This is a genomic window from Nocardia speluncae NBRC 108251 (genome assembly GCF_001613245.1).
In the GTDB taxonomy this organism is placed as follows: Bacteria; Actinomycetota; Actinomycetes; order Mycobacteriales; family Mycobacteriaceae; genus Nocardia; species Nocardia speluncae.
In genome coordinates this window covers 212,066-224,858 of record NZ_BDBZ01000013.1, presented here as the reverse complement: position 1 = coordinate 224,858, position 12,793 = coordinate 212,066, and the positions used below count along the sequence as shown (strand labels likewise).

Annotated in this window: 12 protein-coding genes; 3 read left to right on the top strand and 9 right to left on the bottom strand. The window is 66.7% G+C overall.

Translation table 11 applies throughout. From position 1 onward, the window contains the following. Positions 1-377 precede the first annotated feature (377 nt). Together NS6_RS34725 and NS6_RS15220 are read right to left on the bottom strand one after the other, a co-directional pair. The gene (locus NS6_RS34725) at positions 378-530 is read right to left on the bottom strand and encodes a hypothetical protein (protein WP_157112769.1); all 153 of its coding nucleotides are present in this window, start codon (positions 528-530) and stop codon (positions 378-380) included. 295 nt (positions 531-825) lie between these two features. After that, the gene (locus tag NS6_RS15220; protein ID WP_068042203.1) at positions 826-2,043 is read right to left on the bottom strand and encodes a fatty acid desaturase family protein; all 1,218 of its coding nucleotides are present in this window, start codon (positions 2,041-2,043) and stop codon (positions 826-828) included. A gap of 466 nt (positions 2,044-2,509) precedes the next feature. On the opposite strand from NS6_RS15220, the gene NS6_RS15215 reads away from it, so the two are divergent. Next, positions 2,510-3,064 (top strand): hypothetical protein, encoded by a 555-nt coding sequence (locus NS6_RS15215; RefSeq protein WP_068042200.1) that lies wholly within the window; start codon positions 2,510-2,512, stop codon positions 3,062-3,064. A 110-nt stretch (positions 3,065-3,174) separates the two neighbouring features. On the opposite strand, the gene NS6_RS15210 is transcribed toward NS6_RS15215, so the two are convergent. The 3 genes from NS6_RS15210 to NS6_RS15200 form a co-directional block, all read right to left on the bottom strand. After that, positions 3,175-4,038 carry a lysophospholipid acyltransferase family protein gene (locus NS6_RS15210; RefSeq protein ID WP_084471079.1) on the bottom strand — a complete coding sequence of 288 codons (864 nt, stop codon included), beginning with the start codon at positions 4,036-4,038 and terminating at the stop codon, positions 3,175-3,177. 64 nt (positions 4,039-4,102) lie between these two features. Further along, a complete protein-coding gene (locus NS6_RS15205) occupies positions 4,103-4,930 on the bottom strand; it encodes a GNAT family N-acetyltransferase (RefSeq protein ID WP_068042194.1) in 828 nt (275 codons plus the stop codon). A 233-nt stretch (positions 4,931-5,163) separates the two neighbouring features. Further along, entirely contained in the window at positions 5,164-6,468 is a 1,305-nt protein-coding gene (locus tag NS6_RS15200) for an NAD(P)/FAD-dependent oxidoreductase (RefSeq protein WP_068042191.1), read from the bottom strand. A 110-nt stretch (positions 6,469-6,578) separates the two neighbouring features. Here NS6_RS15200 and NS6_RS15195 point away from each other — a divergent pair, with 110 nt between their 5' ends. Continuing rightward, a complete protein-coding gene (locus NS6_RS15195) occupies positions 6,579-7,436 on the top strand; it encodes a LysR family transcriptional regulator (RefSeq protein ID WP_068042187.1) in 858 nt (285 codons plus the stop codon). Between the two features lie 209 nt (positions 7,437-7,645). Here the strand turns inward: NS6_RS15195 and NS6_RS15190 are convergent, their stop codons facing one another. The 3 genes from NS6_RS15190 to NS6_RS15180 form a co-directional block, all read right to left on the bottom strand. Then, positions 7,646-7,969, bottom strand: coding sequence for a hypothetical protein (locus NS6_RS15190; protein ID WP_068042184.1), 324 nt, complete (start codon positions 7,967-7,969; stop codon positions 7,646-7,648). A gap of 104 nt (positions 7,970-8,073) precedes the next feature. After that, the gene (locus NS6_RS15185) at positions 8,074-9,261 is read right to left on the bottom strand and encodes a lipase family protein (protein ID WP_068042308.1); all 1,188 of its coding nucleotides are present in this window, start codon (positions 9,259-9,261) and stop codon (positions 8,074-8,076) included. Between the two features lie 208 nt (positions 9,262-9,469). Beyond that, on the bottom strand, positions 9,470-9,661 hold the full coding sequence (locus NS6_RS15180; protein ID WP_068042305.1) for a DUF4177 domain-containing protein: 192 nt from the start codon (positions 9,659-9,661) through the stop codon (positions 9,470-9,472). A 503-nt stretch (positions 9,662-10,164) separates the two neighbouring features. On the opposite strand from NS6_RS15180, the gene NS6_RS15175 reads away from it, so the two are divergent. After that, positions 10,165-11,799 carry an AMP-binding protein gene (locus NS6_RS15175; RefSeq protein ID WP_068042181.1) on the top strand — a complete coding sequence of 545 codons (1,635 nt, stop codon included), beginning with the start codon at positions 10,165-10,167 and terminating at the stop codon, positions 11,797-11,799. 67 nt (positions 11,800-11,866) lie between these two features. Here the strand turns inward: NS6_RS15175 and NS6_RS15170 are convergent, their stop codons facing one another. Further along, entirely contained in the window at positions 11,867-12,709 is an 843-nt protein-coding gene (locus NS6_RS15170; protein ID WP_068042177.1) for an SDR family oxidoreductase, read from the bottom strand. Positions 12,710-12,793: the final 84 nt, after the last annotated feature.

Here is a 12,793-nt window from a genome sequence, read left to right as displayed (position 1 = left end):
CGCGAGCCTGCACCGTCGTCGAATTACATTGCCGAACAACGTAAGCCAGACAGCGCTGGATCGGCACGTAGTTGGTGGCAGCGACATGGGCTGCCACGCAACTCGACCTGCGCTCGCCCCGCTTCATCGGACCGCCACCAGCCACCCGGCCTGCCCAGGACTTCGGCGCACCGGGCGTACGGGTCAGGCGCGACCAGTCACCCGCCGGCCCGCAGTTTCTACAAATTTTCTACAAATTTCACACGGGTCAGGATGGAAGTCAGAGGTCCCCGGCAGACCACTTCCGGCATGAGATCTGGCGGCGTTCCGGCACCGTTTCACCTCTACAGCCGGTGGCGCCCTACACCGCTACCGAATCCCCCGCCCGGTCCCCGCTTTCAGGACCGCTCGGCGCCGTCTTCCGGGGCGGCCTCACCGGCGGCCCGGTTCTCGGTCGTGGCGCTCGAGAACACCGGCTGGTTCGCGACAGTCGAGGCCGGATAGACCTCGGGTTCCGCGGGGACGTGACTGAACAGATTGCTCTCGTGCATATCGATACTCCGGTCGTAGAAGGTTTCGCAGTCGGTGCGCGGTGCGCGGTGGTCGCCGGTGGCGACTCCTCTCGCATCACCAGGGGGCCACCCGGCCCCGCCGCCCGCCCGCGGGACGGCGATTGTCCGCCGTGCACCGCGCCGCCCGATCGGGCGTAGTGGGCAGCGCCCGGGTCCCGAACGGATCCGGTGCTGTGATGGATACTCCTGACTCGGCCCGAGCGGACCGGATTGCGCGTCATCCGACGGTCCGGACCCGCACCCGAGGGGTCGCGGGGCCAGGGCCCTCTCCACCTTACTCGCCGCGGCGGCGGGAAGTCGCCTTTCGCAGCCGCAGCGCGGTGCGCAAGCCACGCACTGGGGTGTGTTCTCCGGCACGGCCCGGGGCATCGAATCGGCGTTCGGACGCGGTCTCCGGCGCATCGTCGGAGGTCGCGGTGAGCAGACTGTCCGGTAGCGCGAGTTTGTGGATGGTCCGCAAGCTGAGCACCGCCTGACGAGGCAGCGGCCCCGTCGTATACGGCAGATCATATTTCTCGCACAGCGCCCGGACCCGCACCGCGAGCTGCGGATACCGGTTACTCGGGAGGTCGGGGAACAGGTGGTGTTCGATCTGGTGCGACAGATGCCCACTGAGGAAAGCCAGCACCCGGCCGGCGTCGAAGTTCGCGGTGCCCAGCATCTGCCGGAGATACCAGTGTGCCCGGGTCTCGTCCGTCATCACCTCGGGCTCGAATTTCTCCGCGCCGTCGGGGAAGTGACCGCAGGCGATCACCAGGTAGGCCCACAGATTGCGGACCAGATTCGCCGTCGCGTTCGCGGTCAGCGTCCGGCGCCAGCGGCGGCCGCTCAACGCCGGGAAGACCACATAGTCCTTGCCCACCTGCCGGGCGATCTTCGCCGCCAGCGCCCGCGCCGAGCCCGTTCCTCCACCGGCCGGGCCACGACCGAACTTGCGCTCGAGGTACCAGCCCTGCGAGGCGATCCCCCATTCGAAGGTGACCGCCAGCAGCAGATTGCGCAGCGGTTGCAGCAGATGCCCGGGTTGCCAGCGTTCGTCGCGCGTCACGCGCATGACCCCGAAACCGATATCGTCGTCCAGCCCCAGCACATTGGTGAAGACGTGATGCCGGTAGTTGTGGGAATGCCGCCACTGTGCGGACAGCCCGGCCATATCCCACTCCCAGGAGGTGGAGTGGATTTCCGGGTCGTTCATCCAATCCCACTGGCCGTGGCTCACATTGTGGCCGATCTCCATGTTCTCGATGATCTTGGCCAGCGCCAGCCCACCGGTTCCGGCCAGCCATCCGCCCCGGCGGCGGCTGAATCCGATCGTCGCCCGCGCGACGGTGTCCAGTGTCCGCTGGAAGGCGATGGTGCGCCGGATGTACCCGGCATCACGGGCACCGAGCCCGTCCTCGACATCACGCCTGATCTCGTCGAGTTCGCGCCCGAGGGACTCGATTTCGGTGACGCTCAGGTGCGCATACACCGCCACCTGGCTGATCGCCATAGTTCTCTGCCCCACATTCCTGGGTAGTTGCCCGGATCCGGAGTCGGAACCGTCGTGAAAGCACCGATGACAGTGTTGCGCGGTGCACCTGCTGAAGCCGCCCCGGCTATGCCAGGGACCTTCCCGGGAACACTCCGGACACGCTCGAATGCGGCGCCACCGATATCGAGAGCAGCAGGCTCGGCCTGTTCGAGTCCACCGTAGCCGCATTCGTTCGCGGCGGTCCACAACACCGGTGGCGGGGCGTCGCGCCGGTTCCGTAACCCCCGTACAACCTCGCGCCCGCCCGCAAAACATCTGGTAGCGGGGTCGATACAGGCGGCGCAGTGAGCAAACGCACCAAACTTTTCAAAACCTATTGAATGTGCCGTTATTTAGCGGTACGGTACTGAATGTATCGATGGAGCGCTCCAGAAGCGCTACCGCCCCGCAAGTCCACCGGGGCGCGAAGAGTGAGGACTCTCCGATGAACCGAACCCCCGAACAGCGCATCCGCCGCATTGCCGCCAGGATCGCCGCGATCGCGGTGCTCGCCCTCGCGCCACTGACCGTCGCCGCCGGCAACGCCCTCGCCGACCCCGTCACGGCAGCAGCGATCAGCGATTCCGACGACTCCAGCGGTTTCGGCAACGACGACAGCCACACCGGCAATTACGGCGTCGACGACGACAGCTTCGGCTGGGACGACAACGGTCAATATGGTTATCGCGGCCACAACCAGCATAATTACGATGGCTGGAACGACCAGTTCAACACCGGTCACACCAATCGCGGAGATCAGGACTCGTATGCGGGTTACGACGGCAACCGCGGTAGCGACTACGACGCTCCGACCGACTGGGACGGCGACAACTACAGCAACAGCACCCCGAACCAGACCTGGAATGTGCCCAATCCCCACATTCCGCCGGCTCCCCCGGCCCTGCTGCCGACCCCGCCGGTACAGCTCCCGGCACTGCCACATCTTCCGCTACCACTGGTAGGCCTTCCGGGCCTGCCCGGCACAGGCAGCGCCTTCTGATACCGCGACTTATGTTGCCGTTGCATAGCGGTACATTCATAAGCGATACATCAGTTGCGACAAAACGGCCGGGCCCGTAGCCCGGACCCGGCCGTTCACCACCTCGTCGGTCAGCCGGGCGCCGCCACCGCCGCCCTCGTCAGCTGCCGACCGGCCGCGGCGAGTACCGCATGCGCCGCATCCGAGAGTTCCTCGGCCCGGACAGCCCGTTCACACCGCCGCGCAAGATCGATCCGGTCACCGCCCGCCGGCTCGACCGGGGCGAGCACGACCTCAGCCGTCAGCCCCCGCGCCCGCAGCACTCGGCCCACCGAGCCGATCAGCGTATCCTCGCCGACGAAACCGGGTACGGTCGATCTGTTGCCGTTCAGATCCAGATACCGCAAACGCACCGGCTGCACCGGGGTCCCCGTATCCACCGCAGCCTGGAAAATCGCCGGCCGCAATTTCCCGTAGGCCCGGCCGCACCAGGTGGTGCCCTCCGGAAAGAACCCGATCCGCTCGCCCGCGGCCAGTCGCTGCCCGACCTGCTCCACCACCTCCGGCAACCGGCGTAACCGCTCCCGCTCGATCGGCACGACCCGCATGATCCGGGCCAGCCGTCCGAGCAGCGGCCAGTCGACCAGGTCCGCGCGCGCCACGAATGCCAGTGGCTGCACCGCGGCGAGGACGATGATGTCCGCCCAACCTATATGCCCGCAGGCCACCAGCACTCCGGTACCGGACGGCGCGAACTCCGGCCGCCCCTGCACCGGCCGGCGATCCACCACCCGAAGCCGGATCCCGCAGCTGCGCAACAGCAATCCCGCAAAATGCCGCTGTACGCCGGACCGGCGCGACGGCGGCGTAACGATATGCGCGAACGGATAGGCAGCCAGAACCGACAGCGCACCCGCGGCCCGGATCCCGGCGCGCAGCACCCCGACCTCGGCGCCGGGCTGGACGCATCCGGCCGCGCACGGACTGATGGGCATCCACGAATGCTGCGGTGCGGCTACTTCGACGATGTGTTCTTCCAGAGTCCGGGCCGGCATCGGGTCACCGCCCGCCGGCGAAATTTGCCGCCGCGCCGCGTAAACGGTCCAGATAACGGGTGTTGATGGTGTCCAGCCCCAGCAGCACCACGAAATCGGCGACCGCGAAATCCGGATCGTGCGCCGGTTCCCCGCAGATTTCCGCGCCGAGCCGCAGATACCCGTTGAGCAGCGGCGGTAGTTTGGGGCGCAAGGGCGCGGGCAGATCGTCGAGCGCCACCCCATCCACCACGACCTGGCGGTACGGCCGCACCCGTTTCTCCGGTGCGCACGCATATTTGGCGAGCAGGAGATCGCGCACCCCGCGCACATTGACCCCGGCGGGTTCGTCCGGGCGGTTGCGCATGGGCACCGAGGCGCATCCCATCACCCAGTCGTAACCGGTGAGCTGAATATAGTGCAGGATCCCCGCCCACATGAGCGTGAGCACCGACCCGTTGCGGTGGTCGGGCACCACACAGGCCCGCCCCATCTCCACGATCCGCTTCCCGGCCGGGTCCAGCCGGGTCAGGTCGAATTCGGTGGCCGTGTAGTAGCCGCCGGCCGCCGCGACCTTGTCCGGCGGCAACATCCGGTAGCAGCCGACGAATTCGCCGCTGACCTCGTCGCGCACCAGCATGTGGTCGCAGTGGTCGTCGAAGCGGTCGGCGTCCAGACCCGTTCCGTTGTCGGGGATCCGGAAACCGGGTTCATCGGCGAAAACGTTGTACCGCAGTCGCTGCGCCGCGATGCGATGGTCGGTATCGGAGGAGACGATCAGTGCGTATCGGGACCGGTGATCCTCGCTGCCGGCCGGTCGAGCCGGCGCAGTCAGCACGGACGTAATAGCCATATGGCCAAGGAGGCCAGTTCGACACCTCGCCGGGGCGTCCGCGACGTGTCGCCGATATGCCGATTCGGTGAACGAGATGTAGCTCACACCAGGCGTTCACCAGCAGGTTCCGAGCAGTTTGCCGACCGGGGCGTGCGCCACCCACTCCGCCACCGCCGCGCGGAAACTACCGGCGGTGAACAACCGTCCGCTGCGTCACACCGCGAACAGATATCCGCCGACCGGTCACCGCACTACGCGACAAATCGTTCCGGTTCCCGGACACTGGCGCGCCACTGCTCGTCGACCTCGTCGAACCCGGGCCGGCCGGTTCCGATGAACGCCACCAGCCACGAGAGCACCGCGGCGAAGCGGTTGCGGAAGCCGACCAAGTAGAACAGGTGTACCGCCAACCAGATGAACCAGGCGATCGTGCCGCGGAAGCTGATCCGCTCGTTGAGTTTGGTGACGGCGCTGAACCGGCTGATCACCGCCATACTGCCCTTGTCCCAGTACACGAACGGCGTACCGGGGTGCTTCTCGCGGCTGACGATATCGGCGGCGTGCCGCCCTTCCTGCATGGCGACCGGCGATTGTCCCGGATAGCCGCCCAGCGAGGTCATATCGCCGACGGCATAGATATCGGCGTAACCGCCGACGGTCAGATCAGGGTTGATGAGCAGCCGGCCGGCCCGGTCGGTTTCGCATCCGGTGACTTCGGCCAGCAGTTTCGCGAACCCACCCGCCTGTACACCGGCGGACCAGACGATGGTTTCGGCGTCGATCTGCCGCTGTTGCCCGTCCTTGTCCTTGACGGTGACCTGCCCGGCCTCGATATCGGTGACGAAGGTGCCCAGCAGCACTTCCACACCACTGCGGGTCAGCGATTTCTTCGCGTACTCCGAGAGCCCGCCCCCGAACGGCGGCAGGACCGCACCGGCCCCCTCCACGAGGGTTACCGAGACCTCTTGGTGGAAGTGCCGCTTCGCCAGCTCCTTCAGCTGTCCGGCCACCTCGACACCGGTGGCGCCCGCCCCGACCACCACGAATGACAGCAGCCGGCGGCGGGTCTCCTCGTCGGCGCCGGCGGCTTCCCGGAAAACGCGCTCGATCTGCGCGCGCAGCAGCTTGGCGTCGTCGATGGTTTTCAGCGAATACGTCTTGTCGGCAAAATCGTCACGCCCGAAATACGACTGGCTGGCGCCGGTGGCGGCGATCATCGAACCGTAGCGGATACGCCGGATTCCCTCGGGGGTCTCATAGGTGAGGATCGCGGCATCGGGCTCGATATCGGTGACGTGCCCCTGCCGGACATCGGCCTCCTTGTGCCGGCGCAGGATGTTCGCGATGGGGGGTGCGATCTCCTCGGACACCAACACCCCGGTGGCGACCTGGTACAGCAGCGGCTGGAACAGGTGTTCCGGCGTGCTCGAGATAAGGACATAATCGACGCCCGCCTTCGCCAACTGCTTGGCGGCGGCGAGCCCACCGAACCCCGATCCGATGATCACGACATCCGCGTACTCGACGCCGGCGCCCATTTCCGTGGCGTTATGCATGACAGCCTCCTTCACTCATGACTAACCGTCATCCATAACGCAGATATTTCAAGGTTCAGGGCGCATAATTGAGATGACTCTTATCTGATCTCGTCATGAATGGGGTAGAGATGGAACTTCGCCAGCTCACGTACTTCGTCGCAGTGTGCGAGGAGCTCAGTTTCAGCCGGGCCGCGGTCCGCTGTTTCATCTCGCAATCGGCGATCAGTCATCAGATCGCCCGGCTCGAACACGACCTCGGCGTCCAGCTCTTCGAACGCTCGACCCGATCGGTCGTCCCCACCGACGCGAGCACAAGGCTACTACCGCTGGCGAAGCAGATGCTAGGTCTCGAATCCGCGATCCGGGCCTCCATCCGCACCACCGGCCCCAGGATCCGGCTCACTGCGAATATGTCCTTCGCCACACGATCGCTGACGGCTATCGCCGGTGCCCGCGAAGCCCACCCCGGGGCCGAGATCGAATTCGTGATCAAACCCTTCCGCCAGCGCGTGGCCGCGGTGGCCGACGGCGATTGCGATCTCGCCCTGATCCGCGGCAGCGTCCAGCAGGCGGGCCTGATCGTCGAACAGCTGTGGGTGGAAGACCTCACCCTCGCCACCGCCCCCGCCCACCCACTCGCCGGACGCACCGATGTCACCCTGCCCGAACTGAGCGCCTATCCCCTACTGCTGCCCCCGGAATCCGAGCAGGTCCTCATCCACAACGTGATCCGCGCCGCCTTCGCCGACCTCCCCGTCGGCCCCACCTACGGCCCGCCCATCCCTCCCGACCACACGGCCACCATGGAGTTGATCAACCACCCCGACGCCTGGACCGTGCTCTACGCGAACAGCTCCACCGAAGGTATCGCCACACTCTCGCTCGCCGACCAGCGTCTGCGTATCCCGGTCTCCGCGGTCCTGCGCGCCGACACCCGCCGCACACCGATCCTCGGGAAACTGCTGGACGGACTGCACGGCGCATAGCGGCGCATAGCGGCCGGAACGAGTTCCCGGGTCCCACGCAACCAACCGGCCCGGCGCCGTCGCATACCGGGTCGGTCGTGTTCCTGCGGCCGGGCAATCGATAGCCGGCTTTCGATGTTTGCGACGCTGGTTCGCTTTCCTGCGCTCCGGTTGCGCGCACAGCCGGGAGTCGGGCGGGAACCGGCCGCCTTACGGAGAACCGCGCCGGTTCAGCCGCAGCAGAACGGGTCGTCGCACGGCTTCCCGGCCTCACTGCCATACACCGTGAAACCGCGCAGCGGCGCCAGCAGAGTGTCGGCGGTCCACGGATCCAGCAGCGGCGCGGATGCCGGAGCGAGAACACCCCAGCTCGGTGGCGCATCGTCGAGGTCGTAGCGGGCAGCACCGTCGACGAACAGGGTCCACAGGCTGTGGTCGGGAAAAGGGTTCAGCCGCAACACCCACCAGTGCCCGTCTACTGCCGCGGCCAGCGGAAACCTACGGTGGCCCGTACCACGCCACCGCGGCTGCGCCTGCGATTCGTATCCCGCCATCCCTCGAGTATCCGCCGCGGCCGTGGTCGACCACCCCGCCGTACGGTAGCCGGCTCCGAGTGCCTACGGCTGCCCAGCGGGAGACGACCTCGGGGCCCGGCTCGTCATGCTCCACACATAGGACCCGGGTCGTCGCCGGCGAACAACGTGCCGAGAAAGGCGTCGACATCATCGCCCGCGGCCGTGAGCACACCACGGTGGTCTGCACCCTCGTAGGATCGGTAGCCCACGGGCGAGCCATCGGCGCACAACTTCTCGGTGATCTGCGTGGTGATCGGTGCAGCGACCAGGGCGTCGGTGGTGCCTTGCGCGACCAGCGCCGGAACCGTCAGGTTCAACTCCTCCGGCTCCTGACCGGCGAAGTACGCGGTGAGCGCGGCGGTATCGGCGCCGGGCGCGAACAGATCATCGGCCGGGATCCTGGCCGCTGCCGCTTTGATCTGGTCCATGCAGCCGGTGCGCGCCACATCGAGCAGCGGCCGCGCCGCATCGCTGATCATCGCCTCGGCCGAAAGCGCCGGGTCTGCGGCCTCGGCGCCGAGCAGCAGTACCGGCAGGAACGGTATTGCCGCACGCACCCCGGGACCGCCGGCTGCCATATACGCGGCGGTATCGCTGGTGCGGCTGCCCGGCGCGTAGGACACGGCGCCGACGAGATCGAGTTCCGGGGCGTATTCGGCACCCTGAGCGGCGGTGAACAAGGCGGCGTGCCCGCCCTGGCTATGTCCGGCCACAGCCCATTTCGTTCCGATCCGGGAATCGAGTTCACGCGCGGCACGCACGATGTCGGTGACGGTATGGCCTGCGCTGACGCCGTTCATGTACGGATGGCCGCCCGGTGTTCCCAGGCCCTCGTAATCCGTGGCGGCGACCGCGTACCCGCCGGCAACCCATCGGGCGATGACGGGATCGGTGGCAGCCAGATAGTCGCGGGCCGGCCCGCCCACGCTGTGCGCCGACGGGGCGCAGGCGTCACCGACGCCGGTGGTGCCGTGCGCCCAGCTGATAACCGGCCAACCGCCCTCGGGTGGCTCGCCGGCCGGGACGGTGACCGTCCCGGAAACCAGGACCTCCTGCCCTGCAGCGGATTGCGACAGATAGGTGATGCGTTCGGTCCGGGCATCCTCGGGCACCACCGTATCGGGAGACAATCGCACCGGTGTGGCGGTGATCAGCGCGCCCGGCGCGGCACTGTCGGGCCGGTCGGCCGATTCGCCGCATGCCGTGGCGACCAGGGCGATGGCCGCGAGCACGATCGCGACGCGCCATTTTCCGGTGCTGCGACGGGACACATCTGTTTTCATATCACGCTTCCAACCATCTGCGGCAGCGCGACCTCGCTCCACCGAAAACCGGTCGCCACGGCCAAAAACTGAAATTCATTCTAGAACGTAGCACGGTGCGCCACGTCGGCGGAGCGAATCGGGAAGTTCCGGACCGCGGCCGATGATCGATCCCGACCGGGGCCGCCGAGACAGCCGACCCCACCTATCGCGCGCCTCAGTCGTTGCGCTTCTTCAGTATGAGAGCGACCTCGATGGCCTGCCCGGAGCCGAAGCTCGGCGCCAGCGTCCCGACCGCTTCCCAACCCTTGCGCCCCAGATCGTTGAGGTCCTGCTCCATCTGCTCATAGTCGAAGCCCTTCATACGGAGCTTGTACTTCAGCACCTTGTGTTCCCACTGCACCGCCATACGGCAGCCTCCCATCGGGTCGGCCATCGCCGGCGCGGATCCGCCCGGCGAGAACAGTCGAAACTATGCCGTCACGGCACGGTCAAACCTGTCACGCCGAGCCGGATACTCTCGGTTTCCGACGGCAGCGGCAGCAGCCGTCGTCATCGACGGGCCGTCCGTTGTCGTTCGGAGAGTGCGGTCACGCGACGGTTCCGCCGACCATGCCACCGGGTTGACCGCCGTGCGTTGCACTGTCACTTCAGCTATGCATCGGCCTGGACAACCGCGCCGCCGCGATCGCACCCGCTACAGCGGGGTGCACGTCCTAGGGAATCCGGTGGCCCTCGTACCGGCGATCGGGGGCCGCCGATGCGACGTCCCGGATCAGCCCGTTCTACCCCCGTTCGGGGGTGGCCGATGGCCAGTGACCTGTATCACTATCTCATCGGGTCATGGCGGCAAGAGTTACGCCTACGGCTCCGGATACAGGCGTCCGTGTGGGCGCCGGGAGAGGACCGGTGATGAGTAGAGCCCAGAAGAGTTACGCCTCCGGCGCGTGGGATATACCGCTGCTCGGGGATACGATCGGCGACAACTTCGATCGCACAGTGGCCACTTTCCCCGATAACGATGCCCTGGTGGATGTAGCCGGCGGACGGCACTGGAGCTACCGCGCGCTGGCGACCGAGATCGATGCGCTGGCTTCGGGGTTGCTCGCGGCGGGGATCGGCAGCGGCGACCGGATCGGGATCTGGGCGCCGAACTGCCCCGAATGGGTTTTCGTCCAGTACGCGACCGCCAAGATCGGGGCTGTTCTCGTGACGATCAACCCCGCGTATCGCGCGCACGAACTGGAGTACGTGCTCCGGCAGGCGGGTATCCGGATGGTGTTCGCGGCACCGGCATTCAAGACTTCGGACTACGCCGCCATGTTGGAGGAGGTGGGGTCGGGGTGCCCGGCGCTGGAACGGGTCGTACTACTCGGCAGCGCGGATTGGTCCGGCCTACTCTCCGCGGGCCGCGCCGCCGACCCGGCCGCGCTCGCCGACGCACAGGACCGGTTATCCGCAGACGATCCGATAAATATCCAATACACCTCGGGCACAACGGGTTTCCCCAAAGGGGCGACGCTGAGCCACCACAATATCCTCAACAACGGATTCTTCGTCGGCGAGATCTGCGGTTACACCGATCAGGACAGGGTGTGCATCCCGGTGCCGTTCTACCATTGCTTCGGCATGGTGATGGGCAATCTGGCCTGCACCAGTCACGGGGCGACAATGGTCATCCCGGCGCCGGCGTTCGACCCCGCGGCCACCCTCGCCGCGGTACAGGCGCAGCGGTGCACATCGCTGTACGGGGTGCCGACCATGTTCATCGCCGAACTCGCCGAACCAGGTTTCGGCGACTACCGGTTGTCGACGCTGCGAACCGGGATCATGGCGGGGTCTCCGTGCCCGGCGGAAGTGATGAAACAGGTCATCGAGCGAATGGGGATGAGCGAGGTGACGATCTGCTATGGCATGACGGAAACATCACCGGTGTCCATCCAGACCAGAGCAGACGACAGTATCGACCAGCGCACGGCAACGGTCGGGCGGGTGGGCCCGCATCTGGAGATCAAAGTCATCGACCCGGTGAGCGGCCGGACGCTGCCGCGCGGTGAGCCCGGTGAGGTGTGCACCCGGGGCTATTCGGTCATGCTCGGCTATTGGGAGGAGCCGGAGAAAACCGCCGAGGCCGTCGACGCGGCCCGCTGGATGCATACCGGCGATCTCGGGATCATGGACGACGCCGGCTATGTGGCCATCACCGGGCGGATCAAAGATATGGTGATCCGCGGCGGCGAGAACATCTACCCGCGTGAGATCGAGGAGTTCCTCTACACCCATCCCGATATTCTCGACGCGCAGGTGATCGGCGTCCCCGACGCCCATTACGGCGAGGAGCTCATGGCGTGGGTCCGGATGCGTGAGGGTACCCCCGCCCTCGACGCCGCGGCACTTCGCGCGTTCTGCGAGGGCCGGCTCGCGCACTACAAGGTCCCGCGCTACGTGCACGTGGTCGACGAATTCCCGATGACCGTTACGGGGAAAGTGCGCAAGGTGGAGATGCGTGAGCGGGCCCTGGCACTGCTCGAGAGCATGGACGAATGATCTCCCGCACGTGAATGATTGCGGATTTCGCCGGGCCGCAGTGGCGGCGGCCCGGCGAAGTCGCGGTTCAGGCAGTAGTGCCGAAAGATTCCAGAATCGTGTCGATCCGCTCACGGGCGGCGACCGCCATATCCGGGTGCGTGGTTTCGTACAACTTTCCGGATTCCACCGCATCGAGGATGATCTCCGCCGCCCGGGTCGCCGTGATCATCTCTGTCGCCATCTCGGCGACGGCCTCCATCATCGGCGCCAGCTTGGCCATTACTTCCGGCGGCAATTCCTCCGATTCCGTTGCCCCGCCCTCCGGTGGAGTAGCGAGGTCGGTGAGACCACGCAACATCCGGGTATCCACCGGGCCCGGGCACACCACTGTCACACCGATATTCGGCGCGACCAGGTCGAGTTCCCCGCGCAGCGATTCCGAGAGCGAGATGAGTGCCGCTTTGCTCGCCGCATACGGGGCACCGAACAGGCCGACCGTGAGCCCTGCCAAGGAGGCGGTGTTGACGATATGCCCCTGCCCCGCGCTGATCAGATGCGGTGTGAAGACGTGGATCCCGTTCACGACGCCGCCGATATTCACCGCCCAGACCCGGTCCCAATCGCCCGGATCGATCTCCCAGCTGGGCCCGCCCGTTCCCATCCCCGCATTGTTGAACACCAGATCCACGCGGCCGAATTCGGCGAGCGTCCGGTCGGCGAGCACGCGCACCTGTTCGATATCGGCGACATCGGTGGGCACGGCGATTGCCCGGTTACCGAGTTCGGTAGCGGTTGTCGCCAGCGCCTCGGAATCCGTATCGGCCAGGACCACTCGCAGCCCCCGCTGCACCAGTGCGGCGGCAACGGCCGCACCGATCCCGTTCGCGGCACCGGTGACGACAGCGACCTGCCCGGCTTCCAGTTTCATATGCCCTCCACTCCGCTGCCCACCCCAGCGGCGGGCTCCCAACCATCCTCGCGAAATGGGCGGCGGACCACATCGGTCTCGGGG